This is a genomic window from Virgibacillus dakarensis (assembly GCF_900155625.1).
Taxonomy (GTDB): Bacteria; Bacillota; Bacilli; order Bacillales; family Amphibacillaceae; genus Lentibacillus_C; species Lentibacillus_C populi.
The window spans coordinates 1569453-1586959 of record NZ_LT732553.1 but is presented as its reverse complement, the minus strand read 5'-3'; the positions used below and the strand labels follow the sequence as shown (position 1 = coordinate 1586959).

16 protein-coding genes and 6 tRNA genes are annotated in these 17507 nt (G+C 40.1%); 20 read left to right on the top strand and 2 right to left on the bottom strand.

The window, feature by feature from the left end; all coding sequences use genetic code 11:
• Positions 1-58 precede the first annotated feature (58 nt).
• From CZ382_RS08060 to CZ382_RS08045, 4 genes are all read left to right on the top strand, one after another.
• Entirely contained in the window at positions 59-772 is a 714-nt protein-coding gene (locus CZ382_RS08060) for a tRNA (adenine(22)-N(1))-methyltransferase (RefSeq protein ID WP_088050664.1), read from the top strand.
• Entirely contained in the window at positions 765-1880 is a 1116-nt protein-coding gene (locus CZ382_RS08055; protein WP_088050663.1) for a Nif3-like dinuclear metal center hexameric protein, read from the top strand. The genes CZ382_RS08060 and CZ382_RS08055 overlap by 8 nt, the downstream gene beginning before the upstream one ends.
• A 64-nt stretch (positions 1881-1944) precedes the next feature.
• Positions 1945-3258 carry a DEAD/DEAH box helicase gene (locus CZ382_RS08050; protein WP_088050662.1) on the top strand — a complete coding sequence of 438 codons (1314 nt, stop codon included), beginning with the start codon at positions 1945-1947 and terminating at the stop codon, positions 3256-3258.
• Between the two features lie 31 nt (positions 3259-3289).
• Positions 3290-4183, top strand: a complete 894-nt coding sequence (locus tag CZ382_RS08045; RefSeq protein WP_088050661.1) for a deoxyribonuclease IV — start codon at positions 3290-3292, stop codon at positions 4181-4183.
• A 139-nt stretch (positions 4184-4322) separates the two neighbouring features.
• Here CZ382_RS08045 and CZ382_RS08040 read toward each other — a convergent pair whose 3' ends face one another.
• Positions 4323-4607 (bottom strand): DUF2624 domain-containing protein, encoded by a 285-nt coding sequence (locus tag CZ382_RS08040; protein WP_088050660.1) that lies wholly within the window; start codon positions 4605-4607, stop codon positions 4323-4325.
• A gap of 164 nt (positions 4608-4771) precedes the next feature.
• On the opposite strand from CZ382_RS08040, the gene CZ382_RS08035 reads away from it, so the two are divergent.
• Positions 4772-5179 (top strand): DUF4190 domain-containing protein, encoded by a 408-nt coding sequence (locus tag CZ382_RS08035; protein WP_088050659.1) that lies wholly within the window; start codon positions 4772-4774, stop codon positions 5177-5179.
• A 74-nt stretch (positions 5180-5253) separates the two neighbouring features.
• Here the strand turns inward: CZ382_RS08035 and CZ382_RS08030 are convergent, their stop codons facing one another.
• Entirely contained in the window at positions 5254-5607 is a 354-nt protein-coding gene (locus CZ382_RS08030; protein WP_088050658.1) for a hypothetical protein, read from the bottom strand.
• 74 nt (positions 5608-5681) lie between these two features.
• On the opposite strand from CZ382_RS08030, the gene CZ382_RS08025 reads away from it, so the two are divergent.
• The 15 genes from CZ382_RS08025 to CZ382_RS07955 all read left to right on the top strand — a co-directional run bounded on the left by CZ382_RS08025 (position 5682) and on the right by CZ382_RS07955 (position 17379).
• Positions 5682-6311 carry an NfeD family protein gene (locus CZ382_RS08025; protein ID WP_088050657.1) on the top strand — a complete coding sequence of 210 codons (630 nt, stop codon included), beginning with the start codon at positions 5682-5684 and terminating at the stop codon, positions 6309-6311.
• Between the two features lie 297 nt (positions 6312-6608).
• A complete protein-coding gene (locus CZ382_RS08020) occupies positions 6609-8234 on the top strand; it encodes a Na/Pi cotransporter family protein (RefSeq protein WP_088050656.1) in 1626 nt (541 codons plus the stop codon).
• 421 nt (positions 8235-8655) lie between these two features.
• Positions 8656-8730, top strand: a tRNA-Asn gene (locus CZ382_RS08015).
• A 3-nt stretch (positions 8731-8733) separates the two neighbouring features.
• A tRNA-Met gene (locus CZ382_RS08010) sits at positions 8734-8810 on the top strand.
• A 25-nt stretch (positions 8811-8835) separates the two neighbouring features.
• A tRNA-His gene (locus tag CZ382_RS08005) sits at positions 8836-8911 on the top strand.
• 49 nt (positions 8912-8960) lie between these two features.
• A tRNA-Ile gene (locus tag CZ382_RS08000) sits at positions 8961-9037 on the top strand.
• Between the two features lie 15 nt (positions 9038-9052).
• Positions 9053-9145: transfer RNA gene (locus CZ382_RS07995), tRNA-Ser, on the top strand.
• 51 nt (positions 9146-9196) lie between these two features.
• Positions 9197-9272 (top strand) — tRNA-Phe (locus CZ382_RS07990).
• Between the two features lie 144 nt (positions 9273-9416).
• Positions 9417-9761, top strand: coding sequence for an ArsR/SmtB family transcription factor (locus CZ382_RS07985; protein ID WP_088050655.1), 345 nt, complete (start codon positions 9417-9419; stop codon positions 9759-9761).
• A gap of 12 nt (positions 9762-9773) precedes the next feature.
• Complete coding sequence (locus CZ382_RS07980; protein WP_088050654.1) at positions 9774-11075, top strand: arsenic transporter; 1302 nt, start codon at positions 9774-9776, stop codon at positions 11073-11075.
• Between the two features lie 15 nt (positions 11076-11090).
• On the top strand, positions 11091-11510 hold the full coding sequence (gene arsC, locus CZ382_RS07975; protein WP_088050653.1) for an arsenate reductase (thioredoxin): 420 nt from the start codon (positions 11091-11093) through the stop codon (positions 11508-11510).
• Between the two features lie 484 nt (positions 11511-11994).
• Positions 11995-12606, top strand: coding sequence for a superoxide dismutase (locus tag CZ382_RS07970; RefSeq protein WP_088050652.1), 612 nt, complete (start codon positions 11995-11997; stop codon positions 12604-12606).
• A 125-nt stretch (positions 12607-12731) separates the two neighbouring features.
• On the top strand, positions 12732-14003 hold the full coding sequence (locus CZ382_RS07965; RefSeq protein WP_088050651.1) for an MFS transporter: 1272 nt from the start codon (positions 12732-12734) through the stop codon (positions 14001-14003).
• Between the two features lie 70 nt (positions 14004-14073).
• Positions 14074-16146 (top strand): peptidoglycan D,D-transpeptidase FtsI family protein, encoded by a 2073-nt coding sequence (locus CZ382_RS07960; RefSeq protein WP_088050650.1) that lies wholly within the window; start codon positions 14074-14076, stop codon positions 16144-16146.
• 327 nt (positions 16147-16473) lie between these two features.
• The gene (locus CZ382_RS07955) at positions 16474-17379 is read left to right on the top strand and encodes a phosphate ABC transporter substrate-binding protein (protein ID WP_088050649.1); all 906 of its coding nucleotides are present in this window, start codon (positions 16474-16476) and stop codon (positions 17377-17379) included.
• Positions 17380-17507: the final 128 nt, after the last annotated feature.

Here is a 17507-nt window from a genome sequence, read left to right as displayed (position 1 = left end):
GGAAAGCTTTCTGATACATACAGAAAGCTTTCTTTTATCCTGCATAAAGGAGAAGACAATGGCGCAACAATTAACACTTTCCGATCGATTAAAACAAGTTGCTTTCTTTTTACCTGAAGGAGCTGTTTTCGCTGATATCGGTTCAGATCATGCCTATTTGCCAGTTTTTGTATGTTTGCAGGATAACAAGGCAAAAGCAATTGCGGGTGAGGTGAATGATGGTCCGTATAACAGCGCGAAAGCAACTGTACACGCCTATCAATTAACTGACAGGATTGATGTACGTTTAGGTAATGGCTTAGAAGTGATTGATAGTGGTGAAGTGAAACAACTGGTCATTGCCGGAATGGGTGGCGCACTAATTCATTCTATTTTGGAGGATGGGAAGGAAAAGCTGGAACATATGGAGCGGATCATTGCCCAGCCTAATGTTAATGCAAAAGGTGTCAGGAAATGGCTGGTAATCAACAACTATCGAATTGTGGATGAAGAATTGATAGAGGAAAATGGCCATTTTTATGAGATAATCGTAGCAGATAATGGTGGTAAAGATAGTTCCTCGTTACCTAAATGGACGGAGCGTGAATTACTGTTTGGACCTGTATTATTAACAAAACAATCTCACGCATTTTTAAAGAAATGGCAGTATGAGCACCATAAGTTAACACGAATTATCAAACAAATGAAACATGCCACCATCCGAAATGAGGAAAAGATAGTTCAATTTGAACAAGAATTAACTTGGATAGAGGGGGTTTTGCATAATGTCTAATACCGTTCAGAATGCCGATGTGTTTTCAGCGATGGAACAATGGGCTCCAAAATGGCTGGCATACGATTGGGACAATGTTGGCTTACAGGTTGGTGCCTTTAACAGGCCGGTAAAAAAAGTGATGATAACGTTAGATGTGCTTGAGTCAGTCGTGGATGAGGCAATTGATAAACAGGTAAACTTAATTGTTGCCCACCACCCACTACTGTTTAAACCAGTAAAGCAGTTGAATTTGGATTCGGTTCAAGGCCGAATTGTCCAGAAATTAATCCAGCATCATATTTCCGTATATGCAGCACATACCAATCTTGACGCAGCAACTGGAGGCGTTAATGACATACTTTGTGATACAATAGGAATCAATCAGCAGGACGTTCTATTGGAATCACATACGGAGAAACTGGTGAAATTCAGTGTATTTGTTCCCCGTACGCATACGGAAGACATTATGGATGCACTTTCAGAGGCCGGTGCGGGTCACATCGGTAATTACAGCCATTGTACATTTCAAACAGAAGGCCGGGGTACATTTAAGCCGCTTGAAGGGACAAACCCTTATATCGGGTCAGAAAACGAATTGGCTATGGTGGAAGAAGTAAAAATAGAAACAATAGTACCGGAAGAGAGAATAACGAACGTCGTAAAAACGGTTACCGACAGGCATCCATATGAAGAGGTGGCATATGACATATATCCATTGGAAAATAAGGGGAAAATGTATGGGATTGGGCGAATAGGTACATTAAAACAAGGTATGAGTTTAAACGAGCTTTGTGAACATGTAAAGACTGCCCTGGACATCTCACATGTAAGAGTAACCGGGGATGTGACCAAACAGATTAAAAAGATTGCCATTCTCGGGGGGAGCGGGGAAAAATATATACATGTTGCCAAGGCTAAAGGTGCTGACGCATATATTACAGGCGATATGACATTTCATACGGCACAGGATGCTTGGCAAATGGGAATTGCTGTAATAGATCCTGGACACCATGTTGAAAAAGTAATGAAGAAGAAGGTCCAACAGTACCTGGAACAACGGTTTGACAAGCAAGACATCCAGATTATTATTTCAGAGGCAAATACCGAACCATTTCGCTTTATTTAAAAGGAAGTGAGATTAATTTTCCGTAGCGCTTTTACGGTAAATATATAATAAGGGAGCACGTTTAATGGAAATGAATAACTTCAGTGAATTTGCATTTCATCCGGTTTTAATGGAGGTAGTGGAGAACTTGCATTTTCGAAAGCCAACTGAAATACAGCGACAGGTTATTCCTGCTGTTCTAAAAGGGAAGAGTGTGATCGGAGAGTCTCATACCGGATCAGGCAAAACACATGCCTATCTATTACCCCTGTTTAATCAAATCAACGTGAGTAACCGAGAGGTACAATTTGTTATTACGGCACCGACCAGGGAACTTGCTATGCAAATTCATGAAGAAGTAAAGAAAATTATTCATTACGCTGGTAAAGACCATCAATGGAAAGCCAAATTACTCGTTGGTGGTACTGATAAACAAAAAATGATAGAGAAACTGAAAGAGCCTCCACATATCATTGTCGGAACGCCAGGAAGAATTTTGGATTTGGTTAAGGAAGAAGCAATTTCTCTCTATTCTGCTCGTTCCTTTGTAATTGACGAGGCAGATTTGATGCTTGATTTAGGTTTTATCAATGATGTAGATCAGCTGTTAGTCCGTTGCAGGAAAGATATCCAGTTGCTTGTTTTCTCGGCAACGATTCCCCAACGGCTTGAACATTTTTTCAAAAAATATTTGGATAACCCTTTACATGTTAAGCTGGATGATTCGCTTTCACCGGAAACGATCGAACACCGGTTAATCCCTTTAAAACATCGTGATCCGGCAGCTGTTATTCTGGATATTGCTGGAGCTATTAATCCTTATTTAGCCATTATTTTTACCAATGGCAAGGAGGCCGCAGATGAACTGGCAGCTGCGCTTCAGCAAAAGGGGCTGGAAACAGGTTTAATTCATGGTGGTTTATCCCCGAGGGAGCGAAAGCGGGTACTAAAGGACATCCAGAATCTAAGGTATCAGTATATTGTTGCAACCGATCTAGCAGCAAGGGGAATCGATATTAAAGGTGTCAGCCACGTGATTAATGCACAGTTACCGAAGGAAGAGGATTTTTATGTGCACCGTGTCGGCCGAACTGCCAGAGCTGGAATGGAAGGTACGGCTATCAGCCTGTATGACGATCAGGATATCAAGCTGATCGAAAAATTAGAGGGAAAAGGGCTTACCTTTACATTCTACAATGTTAAAAATGGCGAGTGGCAGGAGATTAAGGCGTGGAATGACCGAAATCTTCGGGTGAAGATGGAAACGAACGCTGAAAAAGAAGCTTGGAAACGGGTACGAAAAGCAAAAAAGGTAAAACCAGGCTATAAGAAAAAAATGAGAAAACAAAAAGACCAAATCAAACGGCAGTTGGTGAAAAATAATAAAAGAAAAAAATAAAATAGATATGTGAAAGGGAGAGGTGAACGTTTTGCTGAAAATCGGATCACATGTATCAATGAGCGGGAAAAAAATGCTATTAGGGTCAAGTGAAGAAGCTGTATCTTATGGTGCAAATGCCTTGATGATTTATACCGGAGCACCACAAAATACAAGACGAAAACCAATTGACGAGTTAAATATTGAAGCGGGAAAAGAGCATATGAAGGAAAACGGGGTCCTTGATGTCGTTGTGCATGCTCCATATATTATCAATATCGGAAATACAACGAAACCCGCAACGTTTGAACTTGGAGTTAACTTTTTACGTAACGAAATTGAGCGTACAGAAGCAATTGGAGCGAAACAAATTGTCCTTCACCCTGGTGCACATGTTGGAGCTGGTGCTGAAGCAGGAATTGAAAAAATTATTGAAGGTTTAAATGAAGTGCTTCATAAAGATCAGCATGTCCAAATAGCCCTTGAAACAATGGCAGGAAAAGGCTCGGAGATTGGCCGGACATTTGACGAGCTGGCGAAAATCTTCGATGGTGTTACATTGGATGAGAAGCTGTCTGTTTGTTTGGATACATGCCATATTCATGATGCAGGGTATGATGTCGTACATGATTTTGATGGTGTATTAAATGAATTTGATAAGATTATCGGATTGGATCGTCTGAAGGTCATTCATGTTAATGACAGTAAGAATGAACGTGGTGCACATAAAGACCGCCACGAAAATATCGGGTTTGGCCATATTGGGTTTGAAGCACTTAATTATGTCATTCATCATCCACAATTAACGGACTTACCAAAAATTTTGGAGACACCATACGTTGGGGAGGATAAGAAAAATAAAAAGCCTCCCTACAAATTTGAAATAAGTATGATTAAGGCTGAGCAATTCGATGAAGATTTAAAAGGAAAAATAATGGACCAATAATTAAGAAGAAAAGGGAATAACGTCTCAAGCGTTATTCCCTTTCTTTAAAGATAAAAAAGTGTAAAAATCTCTATTCTGCTCCTCCCAGAGTAGGCCACGTCCAGCTCCAGCACCCAGCGGCTAGTGTGCTTCCTTCACATTAATAAAATAATGATTCTAATCCATGAGATTTAACGATTTCATTAAACAGTTTTTGGGCTTTTTTGGCAGTATTCAGATCGGTTATTCTTGCTAATTCCTGCAGCATTTTTGCCCGGTTATCTGCACTGAACGGATCAATATGGTGGGTTTTTAAGTATGTTGTTATCGTTTTAGCTTGTGCATTCGTAATTGAAAAACCATATTGCTTACTGTACGTTAAAAGTTCTTCAGGGGATAGCTGGGAAATCTTTTTCGCTATTAATTCTTTGATAAACGTTGACATCTTTAGACTCCTTTACCTTCTAATGCTTCTTTATTGTATGATTTGCTCTTGAAAATGTTCCCTGCCATATAGGAGCGTTTTCCAAAAAGTAACACCATTAGATTAGAAAAGTATCCATAAACTATAGATGCACCTCAATTACAGGGAAAGAGAGGTATGTGTTTATGGATGATTTTGAGCGTTACCAGAACAGGTCTCAGAATAATCAAGGGGAACAACAAGACGACCAGGATATTGTTGGAACAAATTTAACTGGTCAAAATCCATCAGCATTCAACCCGACACGAAAAGCAAATGATGAGGAAACGGCAGCAGAATTAACTGCCGATGATCTTGACACACCATCACGAATAGAAGACGATGATGATACGAATGCAAGCAGCACATATGGCTGGGTTGCATTAGCATTGTCCATTGTATCCTTCTTCTGGCTGCCCATTATTCTTGGTGGTGCAGGGATTATTGTAGGATTTATCGCCAGGAGCAGAGGTGCAAATACGCTTGGAATGACGGCTATTATTGCTGGCGCCGTTTCCATCCTTATTTCGCTGTTTATACTGCCGTTTGTATAAGGAAAGAGGCTGACAACACATTGTCAGCCTCTTTTACGCAATGCGGAGTATCCAAAAGTCCAAATGTTGTAAGGCTACTGTGCTTGCCTCGCAGCCGATTCTGTATATAATGGAAAGTAATAATATTCCCCAATGTTTAGTTGATGTGAGCTGGTACGGTTAATTAACTTGAAATCAGCTAAAATCTGGTTCATGTCCAGTGCAGAAAGGGTACTGTTTACTTCCTCGGCAATAGACAAGACTGTATCACCAGCCTGTACTTTCACTTTTATGACTTTAAATCGTTTTGAATGAATTGTTTCCATACCGTTTGTTTGCCGAGGCTCTTCAGTTGGAGACAATGAGGTACCGCTGGTAATATCGTTATAAATACTTACGATGATTAATATAATGATGATATAAATTCCGCTTTTCTTAAAAAAATACATATTCATTTCTCCTTTTTGTGAAACAAATAGTGGATATAAAACGTATACAAATTAGAGGTAGAGGAGGGAAATAGATGGATATTTTTTCTTCTGGTTGGATTGGATTTGTCATAACCGGACTTGGAACATTATTTTTAATTGGCGAAATTTTGGTGAATATGCGCGGCTTTTTTGGACTCTTGGGAATCGGATTTATTGTTGTTTATTTTTCTGCATATCTTGAGACAAGTTCATTTATCATTATGCTTATTATTTATTTTATTGGAATATTACTGATTATCATTGATGGGAAGCTATTAAATGATGGGACACTTTCCACATTAGGGTTGGCGTGCATGCTTGCTTCTGTCGCTTTGGCTGCTCCAAATTTAAATGCTGGTTTGTACGGTGTCGCTGGGGTTCTTGTTGGCGGCGTTTCATCGTTCCTGTTTCTAAAAGTTTTTAAACACCGGAAAATGTGGTCGAAAATGACGTTGAAAGATCGATTAACAAATGAGGCTGGTTATAATTCGATGAATGCAGAATACGAAAAATTACTGGAACAACAAGGAATCACTTTAAATGATCTGCGGCCTGTAGGAACGATAAGGATTAACAATAAAGATTACAGTGCTATCTCCAATGGGCAATGGATTCCCAAGGGCAGAACGATTCGTGTAGTGCAGGTTGATGGTACACGGATACTTGTTGAGACGATAGATTAGCTAATAATTCTCATTGAATCTGCACGATTCATGAGAATTATTTTTTGCTGCACATGTTCACACTTCCAGTATCCGGCAGCTTGTGTGCAAAAAAGGTAAGTTTGGTCAAAACCTCGGGTAACAATCGCTATCCGAACAGATGTCATCCCGCAGGTTCCGGCTTACTGTGATGTCTTACACGTATGAATTGTAAATTTAATGTTAAGAATCTCCGACAAGTCTTTACAATATGTTAATAAATCCTTAATAATAAACATGTATACGACATAATTCCACATCGAAGGGACGGTTCAACCATTGGAAATCGATTTACAAACACTTCTTTTTGAGTTCTTTGGCGGTTTAGGTATATTCCTCCTGGGGATAAAATACATGGGAGATGGATTACAGAAAACGGCTGGGGAACGATTACGGGATATTCTTGATAAAACAACAAGCAATCCATTTTTAGGTGTATTGGCAGGGATGGTCGTCACCATATTGATTCAAAGTAGTTCCGGCACAACCGTTCTGACAGTAGGACTTGTAAATGCAGGCTTTATGACATTACGACAGGCAATCGGTGTGATCATGGGTGCAAATATTGGGACAACGATTACAGCATTTATTATCGGTATTGATTTGGGTGAGTATGCGTTGCCAATTATTGCGGTTGGCTGCTTCCTTATCTTCTTCTTTAATAATCAGAAAGTTACTGCCATCGGACAAGCGATTTTTGGTTTTGGGGCACTTTTTTTTGGACTTGAATTAATGTCAAGCGGTATGTCACCATTACGGGAGCTGGAATCTTTTCATCAGCTGACAGTTGACATGAGTGCAAATCCGGTTCTTGGTGTCGTGATTGGCACACTATTTACGGTTATTGTTCAAAGTTCCAGTGCGACGATTGGGATATTACAAGGATTATTTTCAGAGGGAGCAGTTGATCTACAAGCAGCTATTCCGGTATTATTTGGTGATAACATTGGTACAACCATAACCGCGATCTTGGCATCACTTGGAGCAAGCGTTGCGGCAAAACGGGCAGCATTTACCCATGTTATATTTAATATGGTTGGTGCAACGATATTTCTTATTTTTTTAGGATTTTTTACAAAATATGTTACGTTTCTCCAAGAGCAATTGAATTTGAATCCGGAAATGACGCTAGCCTTTGCTCACGGCAGTTTTAATATCGCCAATACAATCATTCAATTTCCATTTATAGCGGGACTTGCCTGGTTGGTGACGAAAATCATTCCTGGTGAGGATGTAACGATCGAGTATAAACCACAACATTTAGATCCTATATTTATCCAGCAATCATCCACACTTGCCTTGGAACAGGCCAAGGCAGAAATTATCCGAATGGGTGAATATGCTTGTATGGGGCTGGAAGAAACAAATCAGTATTTGTTCACACATCAGCAGAAACATTCAGAAATGGCGATCCAGGTGGAAGGGGCACTCAACAATTTGGATCGGAAAATTACCGACTATTTAGTTGAGATATCTGCAGGGTCGTTGTCGGAAATAGAGAGTGCCAAACATACAGTGTTAATGGATACTGTCCGGGATATTGAACGGATTGGTGACCATTTTGAGAACATTATTGAATTGATTGATTATAAAATTTCCAATAAGGTTTACCTGACAGATCAGGCAAAAGAAGATTTGAACAATATGTTTGATTTAACGATTTTGACCGTAAAACAAGCGATAAAGGCACTTGATCAAACGAATCGGGAAGAAGCTCTTGCTGTAACACAAAAGGAAGATGAAATTGACAAAATGGAACGAAAGTATCGCAAAAAGCATATTATCCGTATGAACGAAGGTCTATGTACCGGATCGGCGGGAATTGTGTTTGTTGATATTATCAGCAATTTGGAACGGATCGGTGACCATGCGGTAAATATCGCTGAAGAAGTTCTTGGGGATTAAGCGATTAATAGGTTTGCAATTGGAATTTTGCAGTCTTTTTCATAAAACGACGAAAAAAGACTGCAAAATTCTTTAGTTTAATATTGAAAACTGAAAATGAACATGCTATAGTATTTATTGTTGTTTGATTTACATAATGTCTTAAAAGGATGTTCGAAAAGTTACCAAATGATAAGCGGCGAATCTCTTCGTAATGGCGTAAGAGGAGCTTCTGCTAAAACCGCCCACGACAATCGCCAACAGCAGAAGTCAGCACTTCCTGAGCAAGCCCGGTGCCGGGAGTTACGCCGCCTCGACCTTCAAGACCAAATTTGGCAACTTTTTGAACACGAATTTTAAAAATAATGATTGACATATCTTGTCGGATATGGTAAATTATTAGTCGTCGCTAATAAATAATTAAACATACTTACTAGATTATTCCACAGTAGCTCAGTGGTAGAGCTATCGGCTGTTAACCGATCGGTCGTAGGTTCGAATCCTACCTGTGGAGCCATATGGCGGTGTAGCTCAGCTGGCGAGAGCGTACGGTTCATACCCGTGAGGTCGGGGGTTCGATCCCCTCCGCCGCTACCATATGAAATAATAACAAGCCCTGATGGCGGTCGTGGCGAAGTGGTTAACGCACCGGATTGTGGCTCCGGCATCCGTGGGTTCGATCCCCACCGGTCGCCCCATACAATTTAGATTACGGTGCGAAAATCAAACAGGACGCAACTAAAGTAAGGACCCTTAGCTCAGCTGGTTAGAGCTATCGGCTCATAACCGATCGGTCGCAGGTTCGAGTCCTGCAGGGTCCACCATTACATGTTCTATTCGGAGGTATACCCAAGTCTGGCTGAAGGGATCGGTCTTGAAAACCGACAGGCGGGTCAAACCGCGCGGGGGTTCGAATCCCTCTACCTCCTCCATACATAACGAACAGATCGGATATTGGAAGTCAGAGGTCAGAAGTTGAATAGGGCTCGGTAGCTCAGTCGGTAGAGCAAAGGACTGAAAATCCTTGTGTCGGCGGTTCGATTCCGTCCCGAGCCACCATTTTAAACAGGCTATTGATGCTTGTTTTTTTATTGTATAAAAACAGTTCAGTTGATTAGGGTTTAACAAAATCATTTTAATTTGCATAATATAAGTAGATCATTATATAGTAATATACAGATGAATTAGGAGGTGTACAGAAAAATGCTGCAAACCATAATGGATATCGAAAAGGTTGCATTAACATTAAAATTGTTAGGGGATAGAACCCGATTAACGATGGCAGGTCTACTAAAAGACAACGAATGCTGTGTCTGCGAATTTGTTGAAGTGTTTGAAATGAGTCAGCCGGCGATCAGTCAACACCTGCGTAAATTGAGAGATGCAGGTATTGTCAAGGAAAGGCGAAGAGGCCAGTGGATTTTTTATTCGTTAAATAAGAAGAGTGAGAGATATCCATTGGTTATGACGTTACTAAACCAGATACCAGATCAACAAGAAAAACTGGCTAACCTGGAAAGGGAAGGCAAACGGATTTGTTGCGACTAAGGGGGAGCGAAGTTGGATTTATCAGTCTTTTTAGCAGCAGGAATTTTTATCATTACGTTAGTATTTGTTATTTGGCAGCCGAAAGGATTAGGGATTGGCTGGAGTGCATGTGGTGGTGCGATTATCGCATTACTTGCAGGTGTGGTCACATGGGGTGATGTACTTACCGTTACAGGCATTGTTTGGAATGCAACGCTCACATTTGTTGCAGTAATTTTAATATCCCTCATTCTTGATGAAATTGGCTTTTTTGAATGGGCAGCATTACATATGGCGCGTGTAGCAAAAGGTAATGGCATCAGAATGTTTATTTTTATTATTTTATTAGGTGCAATTGTAGCGGCGTTGTTTGCAAATGATGGTGCAGCACTAATATTGACACCTATTGTATTGGCAATGGTACGGAATTTGAATTTTAAAGAGCGGATGGTTTTACCTTTTATCATGGCCAGCGGGTTTATTGCGGATACAACTTCATTGCCATTGGTCGTAAGCAACTTGGTTAACATCGTATCGGCGGATTTCTTTGATATTGGCTTTGTAGCGTATGCATCAAGAATGATTATCCCGAATTTCTTTTCTATCGGTGCAAGTATCCTTGTTTTGTTCTTGTATTTCCGCAAGTCTATTCCGAAACGATACGATTTAACCCAATTGAAAGACCCAAAGGAAGCAATCAAGGACCAATCCATGTTTAAGTTATCATGGGGAGTATTAGCTGTGCTACTGACTGGTTACTTTGTCAGTGAGTTTATCAGTATTCCAGTCTCAATTATCGCAGGCATTATTGCCGTCTTGTTTTTGTTGATGGCGCAAAAGAGTCCTGCAGTTCCAACGTTACAGGTGATAAAAGGAGCACCCTGGGCAATTGTTTTCTTTTCCGTTGGTATGTATGTCGTTGTATATGGCTTGCAAAATGCCGGGTTAACGAGTGTATTAGCAAGTTTAATCCAATTTACCGCTGATCAGGGGCTGTACGTGGCTACGGTCGGAATGGGCTTTATTGCAGCAATATTATCTTCCATTATGAACAATATGCCAACCGTTATGATTGATGCATTGGCAATTTCCGATGTGGAAACAACCAGTGCCATTAAAGAGGCTCTCGTATATGCTAATGTGATTGGTTCCGATTTAGGACCCAAAATTACTCCAATCGGTTCATTGGCGACTTTATTGTGGCTCCATGTTTTATCAACAAAAGGTGTTAAAATATCGTGGGGCTATTATTTCAGAATTGGAATTATCTTAACGATTCCAACGTTATTTATTACATTAACAGGTCTAGCCATATGGTTATGGATAATTTTATAACAGGAGTGTTAAGCCATGTCGAAGAAAACAATATATTTTTTGTGCACCGGTAATTCCTGCAGAAGTCAAATGGCAGAAGGATGGGCGAAAAAGTATTTAGGTGATGAATGGAATGTGAAAAGTGCCGGGATCGAGGCACATGGATTGAACCCAATTGCAGTAAAAGCGATGGATGAAGCAGGTATTGATATTTCGCAACAAAGTTCTGAAATAATCGACCCTGAATTTTTAAATAAGGCCGATTTTGTCGTGACATTGTGCGGGGATGCTGCTGATAAATGCCCAATGACACCTTCACGTGTGAAACGTGCCCATTGGGGATTTGCTGATCCGGCAAAGGTGGAAGGAACAGACGTGGAAAAATGGCACATATTTCAGCGGGTAAGAGATGAAATTGGTGAGCGGATAAAACGATTTGCGGAAACTCGTGAATAAAATTAAAAATGTCATCTTCGTTAGGTGGCATTTTTTAATTTGTCTATATGCCTTCTTAAAATTTTGGTAGGATGAACACAAGGCTTATTTACATTCCCGTTGAAAAATCGGACAAAGATATTAGCTCTAGCCTGATCTGCATTACAGTGTTGAGAATTCATTGCTAGTATGACTGGAAATATTCCTGAGTACCGGCATTTTTGATTAACATATTAAACCCTTCTTTCTGAAACGTATCCATGATCAGCTCTATTAGTTATAATCTGAAGCTATTGTTTTGTCAAAAAAGCTAATTCTTTTCTCTTTAAATTGGTTTTATTTTGTCCAAAAAGGGTATACACATAATGAAGTTAAATAGTTGGCATCTTTATCACTGTAACTATATGCATATAATTTGCATGTGCAGGAAAGCTCTGCTAATCTTGGGTTAAAAGGGTGAATATTCGCGCCCTTTTTAAACATAATTTGAAGGAGGACGTTCGTAATGGCAAAATTTGAATTACCAGAATTACCTTATGCATACGATGCTTTAGAACCGACAATTGATAAAGAAACAATGAATATCCATCATACAAAGCATCACAATACTTATGTTACAAAGCTGAACGGTGCGCTTGAGGGAAAAGCTGACCTTCAGGAAAAATCGCTTGAAGACCTGATTTCAAACCTTGATGCTGTACCAGAGGATATTCGTACAGCTGTACGGAATAACGGTGGTGGCCATGCAAACCATAGCTTATTCTGGAAAGTACTTTCTCCAAATGGCGGTGGCGAACCATCCGGTGAATTAGCTGATAAATTAACTGGTAAGTTTGGCAGCTTCGATAAGTTCAAAAAAGAATTCGAAGCAGCAGCAACAGGTCGCTTTGGTTCTGGCTGGGCATGGTTAGTACTCCATAATGGTGAGCTTGAAATTACTAGTACACCAAATCAAGACAACCCAGTAATGGAAGGTAAAACACCGCTTCTTGGTCTTGATGTTTGGGAGCATGCATATTATCTGAAATATCAAAACAAACGTCCTGAATATGTTTCAGCGTTCTGGAATGTTGTGAACTGGGATGAAGTTGCAAAAAATTACGAAGCAGCTAAATAAAATATACGCTTAGCAAAAACACGGGGAAGCACCCCGTGTTTTTGCTTGCTATAAAACGCAACCCTTTTGCATATCTAATGGTGATTTGTTCACACTATTAGATATACAAAAGGAGCTTAAAGACAATGCTAAAAAGTTTAGAACACCTAACAGGAAAAGTAGAAATCAATCGGGATTTGATCTTTTTATTAGTGATTGGCGGTCTCTATTCCTTAGGGATATTTCTCTCCAATACGTTTGTTAACATTTATCTTTGGAAACAATCGGGTGACTATATTACAATCGCCGTGTATAATCTGGGGATTTATTTGTTTCAGCCAATTATGTTTATTCTTGCAGGAAAAATTGCGAAAAAGATTGATCGCGTTATTGTATTACGATTAGGGGTAACATTTTTATCTCTATTTTTTTTGAGTGTTTTAATGATAGGTGAGAAGGCCTCCACCTATAATTTTTTGCTTGGGAGCGTGCTTGGCATTGGTTACGGGTTTTACTGGCTCGCCTACAACGTCTTAACCTTTGAAATAACCGAGCCGGAGACGCGGGATTTCTTTAATGGCTTTCTTGGGGTTCTGCAATCGTTCGGTGGGATGATTGGTCCGGTATTAGCAGGGGTTATTATCGCTAAAATGACCGATAATATTGGCTACACAACCATCTTTACTGTCTCCTTTATTTTATTCATTTGTGCCGTTGCATGCAGCTTTTTTTTAAATCGCCGGCAAGCAGAAGGGAATTTTTACTTTAAACGCATTTTGATTGAACGGCACCATAATAAAAGCTGGCGAAAAATTTTACATGCCCATGTTGTTCAAGGATTACGTGAAGGAATCTTTGCGTTTGTTATTGCGATTTGGGTTTTTCTCGTTACGAAAAGTGAATTGTCCCTGGGGATGTTTAATCTGGTTCTTTCCGGTTTATCTTTTGTTTTTTACTTTGTAGCAACAAAATTTATAAAACCGTCGCTACGTAAAAAGGCAATCCTGCTTGGTGGGCTTTTGCTTTATTTTTCCATCTTCATTATTTTGTTCCACATTAGTTACTTCAATCTGATCATTTATGCCATTGTAATCGGCATTGCTTATCCGATCATCAATGTTCCATATGCCTCCCTTACATATGATGTAATCGGGAAGGCGTGGAGGGCTAAGGACTTGCGGGTAGAATATATTGTCGTCCGGGAGCTGTTTGTTAATATCGGACGTGTCATTTCGATTCTGATTTTCCTGATTTCCGTTTCCCTTTTCCAGGCTGAAAAAATTATCCCGGTACTTCTGGTTGTACTAGGAATTGGACATCTGCTTATTTACTTTTTTGTCAAGGATATTTATTTAGGCAGTTCGAGAAAAAAACAAGTTTTACTAAAGGAACAGCTTACCGATGAAAAAAATCGCTAAAATGGCTTAGAATTTGCCCGGAAAAATGCTATAATAGGAAGAAATGCATAGAGAGGGCAGGGGGAGAAACATGGTAAAGAAGAAAAAAAAGAGACGGCAGCTTCCCTTTCGTTTAAATATATTGTTTTTTGTTGTATTTTTGTTATTCTCGGTCTTAATTTTGCAGCTTGGGGTTGTGCAAATATTGAACGGAGATAGCTTTCAGAAAGAAATTGACAGAACCGATCAGGATATATCAAAAACCCCTGTACCACGGGGAAAGATTTATGATCGTTATCATAATGTTGTGGTGGACAACGAGCCAATTTACTCCATTACCTATACCCCTGCTAAGGGTGTACAGGCTGAAGACAGATTGGATGTAGCGGAAAAGCTGGCCAACTATATTTCCATGTATAATGATAAAAATAAGGAAGATAAATTAGCTGCCATAACAATGCGGGATAAAAAGGAATACTGGTATTTAAAGCATGACGAAGAAGCAAAAAAGCTGTTAACTGAAAAAGAGGCAGCTGACATGAAGCCAGCAGAGCAATACAAGACTATTTTGGAGCGAATTAAAGAAGAAGAGGTTGACGATTTAACAGAAGAGCAGCAAAAGGTTATTCTCATAAAAAAAGAATTGGATAAAGCAATGACGCTAACACCGCATATCGTGAAAAATGAAGATGTTACACCGGAGGAATATGCCAAAGTTGCGGAACATTTAAATGAACTTCCCGGGATTAATGCAACGACAGACTGGAACAGAGCATATCCTTATGACGATACATTTAAAAGCTTGCTTGGTTCCATCACCTCGCAAACAGAGGGTATTCTGGCCGAAAAGGAAAACTATTACCTGACCCGCGGCTATAGTCCGAATGACCGGGTTGGCAGGAGCGGATTGGAAGAACAGTATGAGGAACTCTTAAGGGGCAGAAAAGAACAAATTGAGTATACGACAAACAAAAACGGTGAAATTGTCGATACGAATGTTGTCGTAGAAGGCCAGCGTGGGAAAGATTTGGTTTTAACGATCGACATGAAATTTCAGGAACGTGTTGATAAAATTCTTCGCGAAGAACTGAAAAAAGTGATCCAAAAACATCCCTATGATAACCGTTTTGTAGATGACGCGTTAGCCGTTGTTATGAACCCGAAAACTGGTGAATTATTAGCCGTTTCCGGCCAGCATTACGATCGTGAAAAAGGTAAGTTTAGCAATGTTGCCTACAAAACATTGTATGATCAGCACAGGCCTGGTTCTGCCGTGAAAGGTGCAACGGTTTTATCCGGATACCAATCTGGCGTCATAACACCAGGACAAACTTTTTACGATGCACCGATTAAAATTAAAGGGACACCGGAAAAGGGTTCGTATAATTCCCTTGGATCAGTTAATGATTTGGACGCATTAAAGAGATCATCGAACGTTTATATGTTTTATATCGCATTACGAATGGGCGGAGAATACAATTACCAGTATAACCAGCCTGTTACCTTTCATAAAGAAGCATTTCAGAAAATGCGTAACTATTTCGATCAATTTGGCCTTGGTGTGTCAACCGGCGTTGACTTCCCTTATGAAGGAACAGGATACAAAGGACCGGAACCAGTTGCTGGTAATCTGATGGACTTTGCGATTGGTCAGTATGATACATTTACTACAATGCAGCTGGCCCAATATGTTTCCACAATTGCCAATGATGGACTGCGCGTACGGCCACACTTTTTAAAAGAGGCTCGTGTTCCGAGTGCATCTGAAGAGCGGCTTGGAGCTGTGTTTAAAAGTGTTAACACAGACGTATTAAATCAAATTGAAATGAGTCAGAATTATATTGAACGCGTCCAGGAAGGGTTTCGCCGCGTATATCAGGAACCGCGTGGTACTGCCTATACTGAATTTAGTGGGAAAGACTATAATCCGGCCGGGAAAACAGGTACAGCTGAGAACGAAGTATATAAAAACGGTAATCAGTACAATACCGAAAATCTCTCGCTTGTCGGTTATGCGCCATTTGATGATCCGGAAATAGCTATGGCCATCATTGTACCGAATACGGGTGTTGATAAAGGGGATCATGTTAACAATAAAATTGGCGAACGAATTATGGATACCTATTTCGACTTGAAAGAAGAACACAATGAAGAAGCAGAATAAAGTGAGGCTTCATTCAATGGTGGTTTCCGATGTACAAGACGTGCCAGTGAAGGCGAAGGCATGTGGACGTGAGGTTTTAGCCTGCCCTTCCTCCCCCACCTTCTCCAGTTTTTGATTTACTCACGCTTAAGATGGGGGTGTTACAGCCCGTTAATGCGTGATAAATGATAAGTTACATTTAACCTATAACCTTTTTAAAGGTTATAGGTTTTTTTACGTTAAATTTACATCTAGTTTATACGCCCTTAACATTCATAAACTATCATCGAATTATAGGAGGAATGAACTAGTCCTTCTATAAAACAAACAATCGTTGGGGGTATTCAAATGAGAAAGAAAATGAAGCTTTTGCTTACGGCAGTACTAGTGGTCATGTCCTTAGGGGTGCTTGCGGCATGCAATTCGGAAAGCGAAGCAAATAATAGTGAAAAAGCGAACGAAAAAGAAACATCAGGTTCGTTAACCATTTCTGGTTCCAGTGCTATGCAGCCATTAATTGCTGCTGCTGCAGAAGAATTTATGAGTCAGCATCCAGAAGCCAATATTCAAGTGAATGCCGGAGGATCTGGTACAGGGTTAAGTGAAGTGTCAGAGGGAGCCGTTGACATTGGGAATTCGGATGTTTTCGCTGAGGAAAAAGAAGGAATACCGGCTGATGAGCTCGTAGATCATAAGGTTGCTGTTGTCGGTATGGCCCCCGTTGTTCACCCCGATACTGGGGTAACAGATATTACGAAAGAGGATTTAATTAAAGTATTCACTGGTGAAATAAAAAATTGGTCTGAATTAGGAGGAGCGGATCAGAAAATAATCTTGGTGAACCGACCTGATTCATCTGGAACACGGGCAACTTTTGTTGAATTTGGTTTGGACGGGGCTGTCCCTGCAGAAGGGGTCACCGAGGATTCATCCAATACAGTTAAAAAGATTGTTGCTGAGACTCCTGGTGCAATTGGCTATCTCGCTTTTTCCTATCTATCAGATGATACCGTTGCTGCACTGTCAGTAAATGGAGTAAAGGCAAATGACAAAAATGTTCAGTCAGGAGAATATCCAATTTGGGCATATCAGCATTCCTATACAAAAGGAGAGCCTAAGGGGCTGGCCAAGGAATTCTTAGACTTCTTAGCGAGTGATACGATCCAGGAAGGACTTTTAACCGATCAAGGTTATATTGCTGCTACAAAAATGGAAGTAGAGCGTGATGCAGAAGGAAACCAATCAAAGAAATAGTCATGAGTCGAGGGAGTTCAAAAATTATCAAATGGATAAACGTTTCTCGTTTGCCGGCTTTTTGAACATGAATGAATAGTTGGTGTTAGAGTAAACGGAAATATCGTTTACTCTAACACACGTTTAGG